Raw genomic sequence first — 17,173 nt, 5'->3', positions numbered from 1 at the left:
ATGGTGAAAGTGTATGCCCCGGCTTCCAGCGCGAACATGAGCGTCGGTTTCGACGTGTTGGGCGCGGCCGTCACACCCGTTGACGGCACGTTGCTGGGCGATGTGGTATCCGTTGAAGCAGCGGACCATTTCCGTCTGCATAACCTGGGGCGATTTGCCGATAAACTGCCGCCGGAGCCGCGTGAAAATATTGTTTATCAGTGCTGGGAACGTTTTTGCCAGGCATTGGGGAAAACCATCCCGGTGGCGATGACGCTGGAAAAAAATATGCCGATTGGTTCCGGGTTAGGGTCCAGCGCCTGTTCCGTCGTCGCCGCGCTGGTCGCGATGAATGAGCACTGCGGCAAACCGTTAAACGACACGCGTCTGTTGGCGCTGATGGGCGAGCTGGAAGGCCGTATCTCCGGCAGCATCCATTACGATAACGTCGCGCCGTGCTTTCTTGGCGGTATGCAGTTGATGATTGAAGAAAACGGCATTATTAGTCAGCAGGTGCCGGGCTTTGATGAGTGGCTATGGGTACTGGCTTATCCGGGCATTAAAGTTTCCACCGCAGAAGCACGGGCCATTTTGCCTGCGCAGTATCGCCGTCAGGATTGCATTGCGCATGGACGGCATCTGGCCGGTTTTATTCACGCCTGTTACTCGCGGCAGCCGCAGCTTGCCGCCGCGCTGATGAAAGATGTTATTGCCGAACCATACCGCGCGCGTTTACTGCCGGGCTTTAGCCAGGCGCGGCAGGCGGTATCGGAGATCGGCGCGCTGGCGAGCGGGATTTCAGGATCGGGGCCGACGCTGTTTGCGCTATGTGATAAACCGGAGACGGCGCAGCGCGTCGCGGACTGGCTGAGCAAACATTATCTGCAAAATCAGGAAGGCTTCGTTCATATTTGCCGGCTGGATACGGCGGGCGCACGAGTAGTGGGATAATCAATGAAACTCTATAATCTGAAAGACCATAATGAGCAGGTCAGCTTTGCGCAGGCCGTCACGCAAGGACTGGGCAAACAGCAGGGACTTTTTTTTCCGCACGATCTGCCGGAATTTAGCCTGACGGAAATTGATGAGATGCTCAACCAGGACTTTGTCAGCCGTAGCGCAAAGATCCTCTCGGCATTTATTGGCGATGAAATACCGCAGCAAATTCTGGAAGAGCGTGTCCGCGCGGCGTTTGCTTTCCCGGCGCCGGTAGCGCAGGTAGAAAGCGATGTCGGCTGCCTGGAGCTGTTCCATGGTCCGACGCTGGCCTTTAAAGACTTCGGCGGGCGTTTTATGGCGCAAATGCTGACGCATATCAGCGGCGACAAACCGGTGACGATTCTGACCGCAACGTCAGGCGATACCGGCGCGGCGGTGGCTCACGCGTTCTATGGCCTGGAAAATGTGCGGGTCGTCATTCTCTACCCGCGCGGTAAAATCAGTCCGTTGCAGGAAAAACTGTTCTGTACGCTGGGCGGCAACATTGAAACCGTGGCGATCGACGGCGATTTCGACGCGTGCCAGGCGCTGGTGAAACAGGCATTTGATGACGAAGAACTGAAAACGGCGCTGGGGCTGAATTCGGCTAATTCGATTAATATCAGCCGCCTGTTGGCGCAAATTTGCTACTACTTTGAAGCCGTGGCGCAACTGCCGCAGGGGGCGCGTAACCAACTGGTGATCTCCGTCCCCAGCGGCAACTTTGGCGATTTGACGGCAGGGCTGCTGGCGAAGTCGTTAGGCCTACCGGTGAAACGTTTTATCGCCGCCACCAACGTCAACGACACTGTGCCGCGTTTTCTGCATGACGGAAAGTGGGCGCCGAAAGCGACGCAGGCGACCCTGTCGAATGCGATGGATGTCAGCCAGCCGAATAACTGGCCGCGCGTGGAGGAGCTATTCCGCCGTAAAATCTGGCGCCTGACTGAGCTGGGCTATGCGGCGGTGGATGATTCTACGACACAACAGACGATGCGCGAGCTGAAAGCGAAAGGTTATATCTCGGAACCTCATGCGGCGGTGGCGTATCGGGCATTATGCGACCAGTTAAACCCTGGCGAGTATGGCTTGTTTCTCGGAACGGCGCATCCGGCGAAGTTTAAAGAAAGCGTGGAGTCCATTCTGGGAGAAACGCTGGCATTGCCTGAAGCGCTCGCCGAACGCGCCGATCTGCCGCTGCTTTCACATCATCTGCCTGCGGATTTTGCCGCCCTGCGTAAGCTGATGATGACCCGCCAGTAACCATTGCGCCCGGTGGCGCTGTCGCTTACCGGGCCTATGGGGTGGTGTCGATTTGTAGGCCGGATAAGGCGTAACCGCCATCCGGCGATGTCGTTACTGCTCGTAGCGTTTAAAGACCAGCTCGTCTTGAGTGGAGGTTTCTTCATCAAAGAAATACCCTTCACGGTCAAACGCGGTAAGCTGTTCCGGCTTCGTTAAGCGGTTTTCAATAATAAAACGGCTCATCAGTCCGCGCGCTTTTTTGGCGTAGAAGCTTACCACCTTAAACTTGCCGTTTTTCTCATCAAGGAACACGGGCTTAATCAGTTCGGCATTCAGTTTCTTTGGCTTCACCGATTTAAAATATTCCTCGGAGGCCAGATTCACCACCACCCGATCGCCCTGCGCCTCAAGCGCTTCGTTGAGCTTATCGGTAATGATATCGCCCCAGAATTGATAAAGATCTTTGCCGCGCGGATTCTCCAGGCGAATCCCCATCTCCAGACGATAAGGCTGCATTAAATCCAGCGGGCGCAATACGCCATACAAGCCAGAGAGCATACGCAGATGCTGTTGAGCAAAATCAAAATCCGCGTCGTTGAACGTTTCCGCCTGTAGACCGGTATAAACATCGCCTTTGAACGCCAGAATCGCCTGGCGTGCATTATCCGGCGTAAAATGAGGCTGCCAGTCATGAAAACGCGTGGCGTTGAGATCCGCCAGTTTGTCGCTAATTCCCATCAGCCTGGAAATTTGCGGCGCCGAAAGCTGGCGGGCCTGTTGAATAAGCTGCTGGCTGTGATCCAATAGCTCCGGCTGGGTATAGCGGGTCGTGGCCAGCGGGCTTTGATAATCAAGCGTTTTTGCAGGTGAAATCAGAATCAGCATATCCAGTCCTTGCAGGGAATTTTCTGCGACTTTAGCAAAAAAACGCCGCAGAGTTGACCGATGGTTGTGATTGTCGGCTTAATCGCGCGATGCCGCATCCCAGGTATCTGGCGCCAGTTGTGGTTCGATATCCGGGAAGCGCCGCGGATCGAACTGCGGTCTTACGCCCAGTTTCCGTTGTCGCAGATAATCGCCGGCGAGGGTATACACCACCGGTGAGAGCAACAAAATCGCCGTCAGATTGGTAATGGCCATACAGGCCATGATCATGTCAGCGAGCTGCCATATCAGCGGAAAACTGATAAGCGTACCGGCGATAACCATGCCAAGCGTCGCAAGGCGTAATAGCCAGATGGCCTTTGCGTTATGTAACCGCAGAAAAAACAGATTGTTTTCGGCGTAAATATAGTTGGCGACGATAGAACTGAACGCGAACAGAATGACGATAAGCGCGACAAAACTGGCGCCCCATTCACCGGTCAACGAAACCATTGCATGTTGGAGAAGCTGAATGCCTTCTGTTGACGAGTGGGACGCGTGATTCCCCGCCAGCAGGATAATCATCGCGCTGGCGGTACAGATGATAATGGTGTCGCTGAATACGCCAATCATTTGCACAATCCCCTGCGCGACAGGGTGAGGGGGATACGACGTTGCCGCTGCGGCCGCATTAGGCGTTGACCCCATTCCCGCTTCATTAGAGAACATCCCACGCTGAAAACCGCTGGTAATAGCCTGAGTGAGCGTATATCCGGCTGCGCCTGCCGCGGCTTCCTGCCAGCCAAATGCGCTTTTGACTATCGAGGCGATAACGCCAGGCATTTGCTCAATATGCCAGAGGCAAATGAACACGCTGCCGGCGACCCACAATAACGCGATGAGGGGAATCAGCCATTGCATCAGGCGGGCGACGCCTTTTATGCCGCGGATGATAATTAACAGGGCACAGAACGCCAGAGCAATGCCGGAGATAAGCGGCGGAATGTTGAAGGCGAAATGGAGCGCGCGTGAGACGGCATTCGCCTGCACGCTATTAAAAATCAACCCGTAGGCGACGAGCAGAAAGAGGGCGAAAACCACGCCCATCCAGCGCATTCCCAGCCCACGCGCCATATACCACGCCGGGCCGCCGCGGAACTGGCCTGTCGGGTCACGTTCTTTATAAAGCTGGGCAAGCGAACACTCGGCGAAGGAGGTCGCCATGCCAATGATGGCCGAGACCCACATCCAGAATACCGCGCCGGGACCGCCTGCGGCGATAGCCAGCGCCACGCCGGCCAGATTACCGCTGCCAATCCGCGCCGCGAGGCTGGTACACAGCGCCTGAAATGACGTCAGGCCGCCTGGCTGCGGGCTAAGGCTGCCTTTCAGACTGCGGCTAAATTGGCGAATATAACGAAATTGAATGAATCCGGTATGCCAGGTAAACCAACATCCTGCGCCGAGCAGCAGGTAAATCATTACCGAGCCCCAGAGTATTTCGTTAATAAAACTGAAAAACTCAGGCATTAACGTCCCTCTTGTTGATGCCGGCACGCTTTGATAATCCTGTATAAGCGTGACCCATGATGTAGATGACCTTGTCAGACTAATATTAACGGCAGTTTACCATAAATACGGCGGTATCCTTTAATTGCGCATCAACCGTCGGCAGATACGCAAACAGTGCACAAGGGCAGCCAGGTGCATGTAGGCGGTTGCGCTGTGAGTGCGTCGTGTTATCATCAGGGTAGACCGGTTACATCCCCTAACAAGCTGTTTAAAGAGAAACTCTATCATGACGGACAAATTGACCTCCCTTCGTCAGTTCACCACCGTAGTGGCTGATACCGGAGATATCGCGGCAATGAAGCTGTACCAGCCGCAGGATGCTACAACTAACCCTTCTCTCATTCTTAACGCAGCGCAAATCCCGGAATATCGTAAGCTGATTGACGATGCTGTCGCCTGGGCGAAACAGCAGAGCAGCGACCGCGCGCAGCAGGTTGTTGACGCGACCGATAAGCTGGCGGTGAATATTGGCCTGGAAATCCTGAAGCTGGTGCCGGGGCGTATTTCTACCGAAGTTGACGCGCGTCTGTCTTATGACACTGAAGCGTCTATCGCCAAAGCAAAACGTATCATTAAACTCTACAATGATGCGGGTATCAGCAACGATCGTATCCTGATCAAGCTGGCGTCCACCTGGCAGGGCATTCGCGCAGCCGAACAGCTGGAAAAAGAAGGCATCAACTGTAACCTGACGCTGCTGTTCTCCTTCGCGCAGGCGCGTGCGTGCGCCGAAGCGGGCGTCTACCTGATCTCGCCGTTCGTAGGTCGTATTCTTGACTGGTATAAAGCCAATACCGACAAGAAAGACTATGCGCCAGCTGAAGATCCGGGCGTGGTTTCCGTAACGGAAATCTACGAGTACTACAAACAGCATGGTTACGAAACCGTCGTTATGGGCGCAAGCTTCCGTAACGTAGGCGAAATTCTGGAGCTGGCGGGCTGCGACCGTCTGACTATCGCGCCGGCATTGCTGAAAGAACTGGCGGAAAGCGAAGGGGCGATTGAGCGCAAGCTCTCATTCTCCGGCGAAGTCAAAGCGCGTCCGGAACGCATTACCGAAGCCGAGTTCCTGTGGCAGCATCACCAGGATCCGATGGCGGTTGACAAACTGGCGGATGGTATCCGTAAGTTTGCGGTAGACCAGGAAAAACTGGAAAAAATGATCGGCGATCTGCTGTAATCATTAACGCGTGGCCCTGATATGGGTCACGCTACCTCTTCTGAAACCTGTCTGTCCTTCCCTTCGCAGTGTATCATTCTGTTTAACGAGACTGTTTTAACGGAATAATTATGGATACCTTACGTATTGGCTTAGTTTCTATCTCCGACCGCGCTTCAAGCGGCGTTTACCAGGATAAAGGCATTCCTGCGCTTGAGGAGTGGCTCGCTTCTGCGCTGACCACGCCTTTCGAGGTCCAACGGCGCTTAATTCCTGATGAACAGGAAATTATCGAGCAAACGTTGTGTGAACTGGTTGATGAGATGAGCTGTCATCTGGTGCTGACCACTGGCGGTACCGGTCCGGCGCGTCGCGACGTCACGCCGGACGCGACCCTTGCCATCGCCGACCGTGAAATGCCTGGTTTTGGCGAGCAGATGCGCCAGATCAGCCTGCGCTTTGTGCCGACCGCCATTCTTTCCCGCCAGGTGGGTGTTATCCGTAAACAGGCGTTAATTCTTAATCTGCCTGGACAGCCAAAATCGATCAAAGAAACGCTGGAAGGCGTAAAAGCGGACGATGGCAGCGTTAGCGTGCCGGGCATTTTTGCGAGCGTGCCGTATTGTATACAGCTGCTTGACGGGCCGTATGTCGAAACCGCGCCGGAAGTGGTTGCCGCTTTCCGTCCGAAGAGCGCCAGACGTGAGAATATGTCGTCCTGACCGGAAAATACTGATAGTAGGGTTATTCCTCCCGGTGCGGGAGGAATAAAAGAGATTTAGTGCGCCTCGCCGATTGGCAGAATAGTGCGGCCAAATTGCTCGTTTAGCACTTCACCCATCGCCAGATAAATAGCGCTGGCGCCGCAAACCAGACCAACCCAGCCTGCGATATGGATAATGGCTTCGTTACCGGTGATATTGCCGACCGCCAGCAGAGCGAACAGCACGGTCAGGCTCAGGAAAACAAATTGCAGCGCGCGGGCGGCTTTCAGCGTACCAAAGAACATAAACAGCGTGAACACGCCCCACAGACCTAAATAAGCGCCGAGTAGCTGAGCGTCAGGCGCATCCGTCAGGCCCATTTTCGGCATCAGCAGGATAGCGACCAGCGTCAGCCAGAACGAACCGTAAGAGGTAAAGGCCGTTAAACCAAAGGTATTGCCTTTTTTGTACTCCAGCAGACCGGCAAAAATTTGCGCGATACCGCCGTAGAAAATCCCCATCGCCAGAATAATACCGTCCAGGGCGAAAAAACCGGCATTGTGCAGGTTAAGCAGAATGGTGGTCATGCCGAAGCCCATCAGGCCCAGCGGTGCCGGATTAGCCAACTTAGTGTTGCCCATAATTCCTCAAAATCATCATAATTGAATGGTGAAATAGTTTCCCAGAATAACGAGTTCCGTATTCGGGGCGCGGCATAATAATCAGGGGGAAGAGGACTGTCTATGATCTAATAAGGGGGAAAAGAAAATATTTCCCCCTGTGAGGGCATTCACGCCTGAACCGCTGCCATCATTCGTCGCAGGCAGGCTATTTGCAACACCGCCGGAATAGTCACGCGATACGCGCTGCCGCTCATCGCTTTGACGCCGTTTAACGCCGCGCCGACCGGGCCGCCAAGACCTGCGCCGCGCAGCAATCCGTGACCCAGGATGCTCATCGCGGCATGGGTACGCAAAATGCGGGTAAGCTGGGTGGAAAGCAGGTGGGAGACCCCTTTTGCCAGACTGCGATCTTTCATGAGCAGCGGCAGCAGTTCTTCCAGTTCAGAAACTTTGGCGTCTACGGCTTGCAGAAATTCCTGCTTATGCGCCGCGTCCATCTTCTGCCAGGTATGACGTAAAAAATGCTCCAGCAGTTGCTGTTCTATTTCAAACGTCGACATGCTTTTATCTGCTTTGAGTTTTAGCCGTTTTGCGACATCCAGCAGAATCGCGCGGTACTGTTTTCCGTGTCCGCGCAATTTGTTGGCGATACTGTCGCCGCCGTAATGCTGAAACTCGCCGGCAATGAGCTGCCAGTTACGGCGGTGTTGCTCCGGGTGACCTTCCATCGCTTTGAACAGCTCGTTATGACTAAGGACGCTCGACAAGCGAGCTTTGCCCTTTTCGTTATGCGTCAGCAAACGGGCGAAATCGGCGAGTTGTTCTTCGCTACAATGCTGAAGAAAGTCTAAATCCTCGTCGTGTAAATAGGTGACGTTCATTTTCAGTCTGGCTTTTGGAATAGAAATAACAGCGATTAATCGTCGCCAATGACTTTAAGTCTCGCCATATCGGAAGAATTTACCGTATGGCCTGAGAAGGTAATCTTTGATACGCAGCGTTTGTTGTCGTTATCGCTATTAATATTGATCCAGCCTGTTGTCTGGCCCTCTTTGATTGAGGAAGGGACGTTCAGGCTTTGGCTGGCGCTACGCGCAGTTTTAAAATAGACGGATGCGCCGCTAAGTTCGATGTCGCCGTGATCCGCCGTGAGTTGAATGCGCTTCACGATGCGGCAGACGGGAATTTTCAGCGTGAGATCGTTCGTTTCATTTCTGGGCATGGCAATAACACCCAGTATTTTATGGTCGTTCGCGTGCGCGACGCTACTTAACGCCAGGCCGAAAAGCAGGCCGGCGGAAATCGTTAACACAGATCGCATGGAATTTCTCTTTGACGGGTTCAATAAGCAATTACCGTCTATCATACTCTGCTCATGACAACGATTCAGTTTTGTAATCTTTTCTTTTTATTACAATTTTTATGTGAATGGTATTCGTTGTTTAATTTATTTCATGAATGTTTATCTGTCTGGTTTTCCATCGCGCCCTCTCGTCACTAAAAAATTTTTTCATCTCCCCCTTGATGACGTGGGTTACGACCCCATCTTGTAGTCAACCGCAGTGGTGAGTCTGAAAAAAAACGATTCAGGGTAGTTGAAACCGCACGTTTCGCCCTTATTACAGATTCACAACCACATGATGACCGAATTTTTAGTGGAGACGTTTAGATGGGTAAAATTATTGGTATCGACCTGGGTACTACCAACTCTTGTGTAGCGATTATGGATGGAACGCAGGCACGCGTGCTGGAGAACGCCGAGGGCGATCGCACTACGCCTTCTATCATTGCTTATACCCAGGATGGTGAAACTCTGGTTGGTCAGCCGGCTAAACGTCAGGCAGTGACAAACCCGCAAAACACCCTGTTTGCGATTAAACGCCTGATTGGCCGCCGCTTCCAGGACGAAGAAGTTCAACGTGACGTTTCTATCATGCCGTACAAAATCATCGGCGCCGACAACGGCGACGCATGGCTTGATGTGAAAGGTCAGAAAATGGCGCCGCCGCAGATTTCTGCCGAAGTGCTGAAGAAAATGAAGAAAACGGCTGAAGATTATCTGGGCGAACCGGTAACTGAAGCGGTTATCACCGTACCGGCTTACTTTAACGATGCGCAGCGTCAGGCTACCAAAGATGCTGGTCGTATCGCGGGGCTGGAAGTTAAACGTATCATCAACGAACCGACTGCCGCAGCGCTGGCTTACGGTCTGGATAAAGAAGTCGGCAACCGTACTATCGCGGTTTACGACCTCGGTGGTGGTACTTTCGATATCTCTATTATCGAAATCGACGAAGTTGATGGCGAAAAAACCTTTGAAGTTCTGGCAACCAACGGTGATACCCACCTGGGTGGTGAAGACTTCGATACCCGCCTGATCAACTACCTCGTTGACGAGTTTAAGAAAGATCAGGGCATTGACCTGCGTAACGATCCGCTGGCAATGCAGCGCCTGAAAGAAGCCGCAGAAAAAGCCAAAATCGAGCTGTCTTCTGCGCAGCAGACCGACGTGAACCTGCCGTACATTACCGCAGATGCCACCGGTCCGAAACACATGAACATCAAAGTGACTCGTGCGAAACTGGAAAGCCTGGTTGAAGATCTGGTGAACCGTTCTATCGAGCCGCTGAAAGTCGCACTGCAGGACGCTGGCCTGTCCGTGTCTGATATCAACGACGTGATCCTCGTTGGCGGCCAGACTCGTATGCCAATGGTGCAGAAAAAAGTGGCTGAGTTCTTTGGTAAAGAGCCGCGTAAAGACGTTAACCCGGACGAAGCTGTGGCTATCGGCGCAGCGGTTCAGGGCGGCGTTCTGACCGGCGACGTGAAAGACGTACTGCTGCTGGACGTTACCCCGCTGTCTCTGGGTATCGAAACGATGGGTGGCGTGATGACTCCGCTTATCACCAAAAACACCACCATCCCGACCAAGCACAGCCAGGTGTTCTCTACTGCGGAAGACAACCAGTCTGCGGTAACCATCCATGTGCTGCAGGGTGAGCGTAAACGTGCGTCTGATAACAAATCTCTGGGTCAGTTCAACCTGGATGGTATCAACCCGGCGCCGCGCGGTATGCCGCAGATCGAAGTTACCTTCGATATCGATGCTGACGGTATCCTGCACGTTTCCGCGAAAGACAAAAATAGCGGTAAAGAGCAGAAGATCACCATCAAGGCATCTTCTGGTCTGAACGAGGAAGAAATTCAGAAAATGGTTCGCGATGCAGAAGCGAACGCTGAATCCGACCGTAAGTTTGAAGAGCTGGTTCAGACCCGTAACCAGGGCGACCATCTGCTGCACAGCACCCGTAAGCAGGTTGAAGAAGCAGGCGATAAACTGCCGGCTGATGACAAAACCGCTATCGAGTCTGCCCTGAGCGCGCTGGAAGCTGCCCTGAAAGGCGAAGATAAAGCCGCTATCGAAGCGAAAATGCAGGAACTGGCGCAGGTTTCCCAGAAACTGATGGAAATCGCTCAGCAGCAACATGCGCAGCAGCAGGCTGGCTCCGCTGACGCTTCTGCAAACAACGCGAAAGATGACGACGTTGTCGACGCTGAGTTTGAAGAAGTAAAAGATAAAAAATAATCGCCCTTTGAACGGGTAATTACTGGCACGGGCGAAGAGGTTTCCTCTCCGCCCGTGTATGCATGTTAAGGGCAGATAAAAAGAGATGGCGAAAAGAGATTACTACGAGATTTTAGGCGTTTCCAAAACAGCGGAAGAGCGTGAAATCAAAAAGGCGTATAAGCGCCTGGCCATGAAATATCATCCGGACCGCAATCAGGGTGATAAAGAGGCCGAAGCTAAATTTAAAGAGATTAAAGAAGCCTATGAAGTGCTGACCGATGCGCAAAAACGCGCAGCCTACGATCAGTATGGTCACGCCGCGTTTGAACAAGGCGGTATGGGCGGCGGATTTGGCGGCGGCTTTAATGGCGGCGCTGATTTCAGTGATATCTTTGGTGACGTTTTTGGCGATATCTTTGGCGGCGGGCGTGGTCGCCAACGTGCGGCGCGTGGGGCTGATTTGCGTTATAACATGGATCTCACCCTGGAAGAAGCGGTGCGTGGCGTGACCAAAGAGATCCGTATTCCGACGCTGGAGGAGTGCGACGTTTGCCACGGCAGCGGCGCGAAAGCGGGCACGCAACCGCAAACCTGTCCGACCTGTCATGGTTCTGGTCAGGTACAGATGCGCCAGGGATTCTTTGCTGTACAGCAGACCTGCCCACACTGTCAGGGACGCGGTACGCTGATCAAAGATCCGTGCCATAAATGCCACGGTCATGGGCGTGTTGAAAAGAGTAAAACTCTGTCCGTTAAAATCCCGGCGGGCGTGGATACCGGCGATCGTATTCGTCTGGCAGGCGAGGGCGAAGCGGGCGAGCATGGCGCACCGGCAGGCGACTTGTACGTTCAGGTCCAGGTGAAACAACACCCTATTTTCGAGCGTGAAGGCAATAATCTTTATTGCGAAGTGCCGATCAACTTTGCGATGGCGGCGCTGGGCGGTGAAATTGAAGTGCCGACGTTAGATGGTCGCGTGATGCTGAAAGTACCGAGCGAAACACAAACGGGCAAGCTGTTCCGTATGCGCGGCAAAGGCGTGAAGTCCGTACGCGGTGGCGCGCAGGGCGATTTGCTGTGCCGTGTGGTGGTTGAAACGCCGGTCGGTCTGAGCGAAAAACAGAAGCAATTGCTAAAAGATCTTCAGGAAAGTTTTGGCGGCCCGACGGGAGAGAAAAACAGCCCGCGTTCAAAAAGCTTCTTTGACGGCGTGAAAAAATTCTTTGACGATTTGACTCGCTAATCTTTTTCCCGTTGTATTTTTCTTCAGCCCGGGTGTTTATCCGGGCTTTTTTCTGCCTGTACGCGCCCAGGCTTCTGTTAAACGCATCGTATTCTCTCATTTGTTGATATTTTGTTTTTACTGATAAACAAATTGATGTTAATCAGCAGTTTTGTATACGCTTATTCTTTAAAAAAACGTGATGTGATGACATTAACGATTGCTTTTTTAGATGCTGTGAATTGATTTATCTTGAGTATTATCTATATTGCTTTTTTTAGTTTCCGGAGGCAGACAGCGAATGGGATCGAAAGGTGCCAACAAGAGCTTTGATTATAATTTAATCAAAATTCTTGACGCTGTTATTTTGTCAGGAAATGCGGCTATGGCGGCAAAAAAGTTAGGCATTACACCGGCTGCCGTTTCTCTGGCGTTAAAGCGCCTGCAGAGTTATTACCCGGAAGAACTGTTTAGCAGAGGGAAAGGCGGGCTCATCCCCACAGCTAAGGCTGTCGACATTCACCAAAATTTCAGTCAGGTGATGAAACTGGTGGATGACACATTTCTCTGTAATAGCAAAAAAGATGAAGCGTTCCAGATAACGTTATTAGGCAGTGATATTGTTGAAAGCTATTATCTTTCTCAGCTCTATAACAGCGATATATTTGACCGTATTTTGATAAATCATTTCACTGTCAGAAATATGAGTCGGGAGCATATCAGCGAACTTCTGTTTACTGCGCAAGGCGATCTGTTGATTAGTGCCGAACCTTTGCTGGAGTCCGGCATAGAGAATCAAATTATTGATAGTTTTAAATCATTTGTTTGTATCTGTAGCAGTAAACACATGCTGAGTACCCTCTCACAACTGTCGCTACATCATTTTTATTCTTCGCGTCATGCGTTATATCAGCCGGGGATGGGGGCTTCAGTGATATATCATGATAGCGAGTTATTTAAGGATGAGCTTTACTATACTGGCAGGCGTATTGTCGGCTATCGCAGTGATTCGCTTAACGGTTTGATGAGCATGATCGAACGAACCTCATTGATTGCATTGATGCCTTTGAAATTAGCGCTTTTTTATAAAAACCATCGTAAATATGACATTAAATTTATTCAGCCTCCGCCCGAACTGGCTTTGAAGTCAGTTCAGGTCTATGCATCCTGGAATAAAAATAGTAGAAATATATCGACGATTAATGAGATGGTAAGTATGTTACAAACGCTTTCCTCCTTCCGTCGCTAATACACCTCATTTTTACGCTTTGATTTAATATGGTTTTAAATGATGTGCTTTGATTTTTACCCTTCTGACAGGGCGCTTACACTCCTTGTGTTAATTATTCATTTATAATGATTTCGGAGTGTTAAAATGTCTATTCCCAACCATGTGTCGACAACGGAAGTTGTGCTATTGGAGCTAGAGATCTTACTCACTATTATTTCGATTGGCGCGTGGGGAGGCTTTGTCAGCTATCTTTTACGCAAAGATAAGACAGAATATAATAGTTCTCATGAAAGTATTAAATATTGCTTAACGCAGATCGTGATTTCCTGCTTCACCAGTTTCTTGTTAAGCGCGATTGCGATCGAAAAAGAATGCAGTTTCAACATTGTTCTGTTGGCGGCAGGCTTAGGCGGTGTTTTCGCGAGTCCGATCTTAAAAATTCTTGGGCGGCGGATTAAAAAAATTATCGAAGGAAATAATTCAGATTAATTATCATTCGCAGTATCAGGCTCATCCGTGAGCCTTTTACGCGTCTTTTTTCAGCCGGGTCTAGGTCACTCTATTCTTGATCCAGCCATAAATAAATTGTTCGTTATTGTGGTTTTTCTCAGCAACGTTTAAGTAGTACGTGCCCTGACTGCAATTGAGGGCTTTCACCAAAACGGCTTCCCCTTCCTGGCCCCGCCAGGCCAAATAATGTTCGAGAGCGGCAAGCGTCCGCGGGCCAATATTGCCATCCACATGAATATCCGGGTAGCGTTTACCTTCGTGATTAAAGACGTTCAACCAGCGTTGCAGCCACGCGCTGGGGTGGTAAGCGCCTATGTTGACTGCCGCATCGCACAGCTCGAAGGAGACTGGCCACGATAGCGTCGAGATGACGTCAAAGCCTGGTTTTATCCAGTAATCCTCTTCGAGAATCGCGTAGGCTTCAGCGTGGGTCAGATCCCGCATATCGCCAGCATAGCCATGCGCTCGCGCCGTGGCTTCGGTAATGCCCCAATGGGTGGCGCCGCCTTTATCTTTAGGGTTAAATACGTAACCGCCTTCAAGCGCAATAATTCCATCTATAATTGGATTCATCTTCCCTTTCCTTCGCTTAGTGAATATGCAGATACATGAGAGAACCTAACGTTACTGAAAATACGGTCGTCAGGGCGGCGATGGTTTGCCGTACAATCTGTTTTTTTCTTCCCTTTGTTTCGCTATCCGTCGCGATAATGGCGATATCACTATTCACTTTGAGACCTTGTCTTGGAATGGTAATAAAAAGATCGTTAATACCAAGCGCTTTAAGGTCACGTCTGATTAAATAGAGAATCTGCGTTAGATTTGCATCATTAACATAGTGGCTTCGACTTCCCCATAACGCAGTGGTTATTTTTTGTCGCTCGATAATCTCCAGATGAGCATTCTCGATGATGAAACTGAGGCATTTGGCTCTCATCGCAGTCATTTTAATAACCTGTGAATTTGAGACCGTCCTCAGTTCATATTTACCTTCATTGTAAATGCAGTTGCTATTAATGATATAAGTTTTCATAACGTCTTCCTTTAGAAATGTACATCCTGGTTGTCTGTGGTGACTATATTGTATGAGAAATGTCTTAATCCAATAAATGTCACTGGTTTTATTGTATTGTCATTGTCTATAGCGAGTGTAATCACATTATTTCATTGAAATTAAATGATATTTAATTACATGATAAATGATATTTACTATGCTCTCACCAGAACGGAGTAAGCGGGCGCTGAGAGGTGTTGTTTTCTCTTCGATAGACGGTGTTGTTAACCTCATTTTTATGATTTTTATATCATCTAAAAAGATGATGTTTTGTGATTAGCTATTTTTTATGCCTGTAACGATTATGGACCCCGCAGAACGAGCTGCGACAATTTTGAAACGTAAAAGGAAATTTGAAAATGGCTACAAGCAAACTGATTCAAGGCGATACAATTACTGAAACTACTCATGCAGCGAATGGTTTTGACCCTGCAACAAGCGATGATAAAATAAGCTATACTTCCGCTCGTGTTGCGAAACCGGTATACAATAAATATAAAAATTCCACGACTAAACCGAAGGTATTCGGTTATTACACCGACTGGTCACAGTATGACAGCCGTCTGCAAGGCAATATGTCCCAACCAGGCCGTGGTTATGATTTAACCAACGTTTCACCGACGGCTTATGACAAACTGATTTTCGGCTTTGTTGGCATCACCGGTTTCAGAAAAATTGATAAAGAAGACCGCGACGTCGTAGCAGAAGCGGCAGCACAGTGCGGCAAAGTGAAATATGAGCCGACCTTCCTCGATCCGTGGGGCGATTTCCAGTCTTATATCAACCTGGGTTTTGAAACCAGCGGCTGGGATGTTGATCCGAAAACCGTGACCCAGGCTAACGCCAAAGGTATGCTGGGCGCGCTGCGTGATATGCAGGCAAAAGCGAAAGCCGCAGGTCACACGCTGGCGCTCTCCATGAGTATCGGCGGCTGGAGCATGAGTAACGGGTTCCACGAAACCGCCGCTTCTGACTCTTCTCGTAAAACCTTCGCCAAAGGCGTGGTGAAACTGTTCAAACAGTTCCCGATGTTCAGCGAAGTGGATATTGACTGGGAATACCCGAACGATGAAGGGGCGGGCAACCCGTTTGGTCCGGAAGATGGCGCTAACTACGCGCTGCTGATTGCCGAACTGCGTAAACAGCTGGATTCCGCTGGTCTGAGCAATGTGAAGATCTCTATTGCCGCTTCCGCTGTCACTACTATTTTTGACTATGCGAAAGTAAAAGATCTGATGGCTGCCGGCCTGTATGGCATCAACCTGATGACCTATGACTTCTTCGGTACGCCGTGGGCGGAAACGCTGGGCCACCACACTAACCGCAAAGCGCTGGAAGAGGGCGGCTGGGCTGTCGAAACTATCGTTGATCACCTGCTGGCGGAAGGTTTCTCCGCTGACCGTATCAACATCGGTTATGCCGGCTATACCCGTAACGCTCGTCAGGCAGAAATTGAATCCCTGTCGCCGCTGAAAGGTTCTTATAACCCGGGAACAGGTGACACTACAGGTTCTTTCGAATCCGGCACCAGCGAATGGTATGACGTCATTTATAGCTACCTGGATCTGGAAAACCAGAAAGGTCGTAACGGTTTCAACGTTTACACCGACCAGGTCGCTGATGCTGACTACCTGTATAGCCCGGAATCCAAACTGTTTTTATCCCTGGATACGCCGCGTACCGTCAAAGCAAAAGGCGAATATGCAGCGAAACTGGGCCTGGGCGGCGTGTTTACCTGGACTATCGATCAGGACAACGGCGTGCTGGTTAACGCCGTGCGTGAAGGTCTGGGTTATGAAATCGAATCTGAAGTTATCGATATGGAACCGTTCTACTTTGAAGGTATCAATGTAGAAAAAGATGAAGAGCAGAGCGACAGCGACGACGCGCAGAAGGTCAACCACGCGCCGAAAGCGGCGATTGAACTGCTGGTCGTAGGCGGATCTACGGTACAGCTGTCTGGCGCAGGCTCTTCTGATGAAGATAACGATGAGCTGTCCTTTAGCTGGGGCGTGCCTTCTCAAATCACTGTGGCAGACAAAACGGCTGAAATCATTGAGGTTGTGGTACCGGAAGTTAGCGAAAAAACAGCCTTCCAGTTCACCCTGTTTGTACGCGACTGCTACAACGAACCGTCCTCTCAGCAGCGCTTTGTTCTGACGGCTGTGCCTGCGCTATCTCAGGTTCAACCGGAACCGGAAGAGGAAGAAGAGATTATCGTTCCTGTACCGGACGAGGAAGAAGATACCACGCCGGCTGAGGATGATACGCCAGCAGATGACAAAACGTCACCTTACGCGCAGTGGGATGCTTCTACCGTTTATGGCGCAAACTGGGGTTCTTTCGAAATCGTTAGCTGGAAAGGCCATAACTATCAGGTGAAATGGTGGTCTATGGGCGACCAGCCTGACCTGAACTGCGGTGTCGGCGGTGCATGGACCGATCTTGGCGCTTACTAATACAC

At 50.9% G+C, this 17,173-nt stretch carries 16 protein-coding genes; 9 read left to right on the top strand and 7 right to left on the bottom strand.

Translation table 11 applies throughout. The features are described from left to right. Both thrB and thrC read left to right on the top strand, forming a co-directional pair. The gene (thrB, locus tag ACLD4F_RS13125) at window positions 1–930 is read left to right on the top strand and encodes a homoserine kinase (RefSeq protein WP_000241685.1); all 930 of its coding nucleotides are present in this window, start codon (window positions 1–3) and stop codon (window positions 928–930) included. Window positions 931–933: 3 nt separating this feature from the next. Beyond that, the gene (gene thrC, locus ACLD4F_RS13120) at window positions 934–2,220 is read left to right on the top strand and encodes a threonine synthase (RefSeq protein ID WP_411010875.1); all 1,287 of its coding nucleotides are present in this window, start codon (window positions 934–936) and stop codon (window positions 2,218–2,220) included. A 93-nt stretch (window positions 2,221–2,313) separates the two neighbouring features. On the opposite strand, the gene yaaA is transcribed toward thrC, so the two are convergent. Together yaaA and ACLD4F_RS13110 are read right to left on the bottom strand one after the other, a co-directional pair. Then, a complete protein-coding gene (gene yaaA, locus ACLD4F_RS13115; RefSeq protein WP_000906175.1) occupies window positions 2,314–3,087 on the bottom strand; it encodes a peroxide stress protein YaaA in 774 nt (257 codons plus the stop codon). 78 nt (window positions 3,088–3,165) lie between these two features. Next, window positions 3,166–4,596: an alanine/glycine:cation symporter family protein gene (locus tag ACLD4F_RS13110; RefSeq protein WP_079944428.1), complete on the bottom strand. Its 1,431-nt coding sequence runs from the start codon at window positions 4,594–4,596 to the stop codon at window positions 3,166–3,168. A 268-nt stretch (window positions 4,597–4,864) separates the two neighbouring features. Between ACLD4F_RS13110 and tal the strand changes: the two genes are divergently transcribed. Continuing rightward, window positions 4,865–5,818: a transaldolase gene (tal, locus tag ACLD4F_RS13105; protein WP_000130175.1), complete on the top strand. Its 954-nt coding sequence runs from the start codon at window positions 4,865–4,867 to the stop codon at window positions 5,816–5,818. 110 nt (window positions 5,819–5,928) lie between these two features. Beyond that, the gene (gene mog, locus ACLD4F_RS13100; protein ID WP_000380373.1) at window positions 5,929–6,519 is read left to right on the top strand and encodes a molybdopterin adenylyltransferase; all 591 of its coding nucleotides are present in this window, start codon (window positions 5,929–5,931) and stop codon (window positions 6,517–6,519) included. A gap of 56 nt (window positions 6,520–6,575) precedes the next feature. On the opposite strand, the gene satP is transcribed toward mog, so the two are convergent. The 3 genes from satP to ACLD4F_RS13085 all read right to left on the bottom strand — a co-directional run bounded on the left by satP (window position 6,576) and on the right by ACLD4F_RS13085 (window position 8,445). Continuing rightward, window positions 6,576–7,142 (bottom strand): acetate uptake transporter, encoded by a 567-nt coding sequence (satP, locus tag ACLD4F_RS13095; protein WP_000528525.1) that lies wholly within the window; start codon window positions 7,140–7,142, stop codon window positions 6,576–6,578. Window positions 7,143–7,291: 149 nt separating this feature from the next. Continuing rightward, the gene (gene msyB, locus ACLD4F_RS13090; RefSeq protein ID WP_001103477.1) at window positions 7,292–8,005 is read right to left on the bottom strand and encodes an acidic protein MsyB; all 714 of its coding nucleotides are present in this window, start codon (window positions 8,003–8,005) and stop codon (window positions 7,292–7,294) included. 35 nt (window positions 8,006–8,040) lie between these two features. Further along, on the bottom strand, window positions 8,041–8,445 hold the full coding sequence (locus tag ACLD4F_RS13085) for a DUF2541 family protein (RefSeq protein WP_001258086.1): 405 nt from the start codon (window positions 8,443–8,445) through the stop codon (window positions 8,041–8,043). A gap of 348 nt (window positions 8,446–8,793) precedes the next feature. Between ACLD4F_RS13085 and dnaK the strand changes: the two genes are divergently transcribed. The 4 genes from dnaK to ACLD4F_RS13065 all read left to right on the top strand — a co-directional run bounded on the left by dnaK (window position 8,794) and on the right by ACLD4F_RS13065 (window position 13,634). Continuing rightward, a complete protein-coding gene (dnaK, locus tag ACLD4F_RS13080) occupies window positions 8,794–10,710 on the top strand; it encodes a molecular chaperone DnaK (protein ID WP_079802848.1) in 1,917 nt (638 codons plus the stop codon). A gap of 85 nt (window positions 10,711–10,795) precedes the next feature. Then, window positions 10,796–11,935 carry a molecular chaperone DnaJ gene (gene dnaJ, locus ACLD4F_RS13075; protein WP_001119009.1) on the top strand — a complete coding sequence of 380 codons (1,140 nt, stop codon included), beginning with the start codon at window positions 10,796–10,798 and terminating at the stop codon, window positions 11,933–11,935. A 280-nt stretch (window positions 11,936–12,215) separates the two neighbouring features. Further along, on the top strand, window positions 12,216–13,163 hold the full coding sequence (locus ACLD4F_RS13070) for a LysR family transcriptional regulator (protein ID WP_000534911.1): 948 nt from the start codon (window positions 12,216–12,218) through the stop codon (window positions 13,161–13,163). Between the two features lie 126 nt (window positions 13,164–13,289). Then, window positions 13,290–13,634 carry a phage holin family protein gene (locus ACLD4F_RS13065; protein ID WP_000026889.1) on the top strand — a complete coding sequence of 115 codons (345 nt, stop codon included), beginning with the start codon at window positions 13,290–13,292 and terminating at the stop codon, window positions 13,632–13,634. A 60-nt stretch (window positions 13,635–13,694) separates the two neighbouring features. Here the strand turns inward: ACLD4F_RS13065 and ACLD4F_RS13060 are convergent, their stop codons facing one another. Both ACLD4F_RS13060 and ACLD4F_RS13055 read right to left on the bottom strand, forming a co-directional pair. After that, the gene (locus ACLD4F_RS13060) at window positions 13,695–14,228 is read right to left on the bottom strand and encodes a glycoside hydrolase family 108 protein (protein ID WP_001068132.1); all 534 of its coding nucleotides are present in this window, start codon (window positions 14,226–14,228) and stop codon (window positions 13,695–13,697) included. A gap of 16 nt (window positions 14,229–14,244) precedes the next feature. After that, window positions 14,245–14,688: a transcriptional regulator gene (locus ACLD4F_RS13055; protein WP_000860681.1), complete on the bottom strand. Its 444-nt coding sequence runs from the start codon at window positions 14,686–14,688 to the stop codon at window positions 14,245–14,247. A gap of 380 nt (window positions 14,689–15,068) precedes the next feature. Between ACLD4F_RS13055 and ACLD4F_RS13050 the strand changes: the two genes are divergently transcribed. Then, window positions 15,069–17,168 (top strand): glycosyl hydrolase family 18 protein, encoded by a 2,100-nt coding sequence (locus tag ACLD4F_RS13050; protein WP_079981608.1) that lies wholly within the window; start codon window positions 15,069–15,071, stop codon window positions 17,166–17,168. The last annotated feature ends 5 nt before the right edge of the window (window positions 17,169–17,173 follow it).

This window comes from Salmonella sp. 741265050_HSA (assembly GCF_046569445.1).
Lineage (GTDB): Bacteria > Pseudomonadota > Gammaproteobacteria > Enterobacterales > Enterobacteriaceae > Salmonella > Salmonella enterica.
This window is presented reverse-complemented; position numbering and strand designations above follow the sequence as displayed.

Bases quoted from the DNA above. Each gene is read 5' to 3' on its own strand.
- ACLD4F_RS13110 (WP_079944428.1), bottom strand. From the start codon at position 4,596: ATGCCTGAGTTTTTCAGTTTTATTAACGAAATACTCTGGGGCTCGGTA.
- ACLD4F_RS13055 (WP_000860681.1), bottom strand. From the start codon at position 14,688: ATGAAAACTTATATCATTAATAGCAACTGCATTTACAATGAAGGTAAA.
- thrC (WP_411010875.1), top strand. From the start codon at position 934: ATGAAACTCTATAATCTGAAAGACCATAATGAGCAGGTCAGCTTTGCG.
- dnaJ (WP_001119009.1), top strand. From the start codon at position 10,796: ATGGCGAAAAGAGATTACTACGAGATTTTAGGCGTTTCCAAAACAGCG.
- tal (WP_000130175.1), top strand. From the start codon at position 4,865: ATGACGGACAAATTGACCTCCCTTCGTCAGTTCACCACCGTAGTGGCT.
- ACLD4F_RS13065 (WP_000026889.1), top strand. From the start codon at position 13,290: ATGTCTATTCCCAACCATGTGTCGACAACGGAAGTTGTGCTATTGGAG.
- mog (WP_000380373.1), top strand. From the start codon at position 5,929: ATGGATACCTTACGTATTGGCTTAGTTTCTATCTCCGACCGCGCTTCA.
- thrB (WP_000241685.1), top strand. From the start codon at position 1: ATGGTGAAAGTGTATGCCCCGGCTTCCAGCGCGAACATGAGCGTCGGT.
- ACLD4F_RS13085 (WP_001258086.1), bottom strand. From the start codon at position 8,445: ATGCGATCTGTGTTAACGATTTCCGCCGGCCTGCTTTTCGGCCTGGCG.
- dnaK (WP_079802848.1), top strand. From the start codon at position 8,794: ATGGGTAAAATTATTGGTATCGACCTGGGTACTACCAACTCTTGTGTA.
- ACLD4F_RS13070 (WP_000534911.1), top strand. From the start codon at position 12,216: ATGGGATCGAAAGGTGCCAACAAGAGCTTTGATTATAATTTAATCAAA.
- ACLD4F_RS13060 (WP_001068132.1), bottom strand. From the start codon at position 14,228: ATGAATCCAATTATAGATGGAATTATTGCGCTTGAAGGCGGTTACGTA.
- yaaA (WP_000906175.1), bottom strand. From the start codon at position 3,087: ATGCTGATTCTGATTTCACCTGCAAAAACGCTTGATTATCAAAGCCCG.
- msyB (WP_001103477.1), bottom strand. From the start codon at position 8,005: ATGAACGTCACCTATTTACACGACGAGGATTTAGACTTTCTTCAGCAT.
- satP (WP_000528525.1), bottom strand. From the start codon at position 7,142: ATGGGCAACACTAAGTTGGCTAATCCGGCACCGCTGGGCCTGATGGGC.
- ACLD4F_RS13050 (WP_079981608.1), top strand. From the start codon at position 15,069: ATGGCTACAAGCAAACTGATTCAAGGCGATACAATTACTGAAACTACT.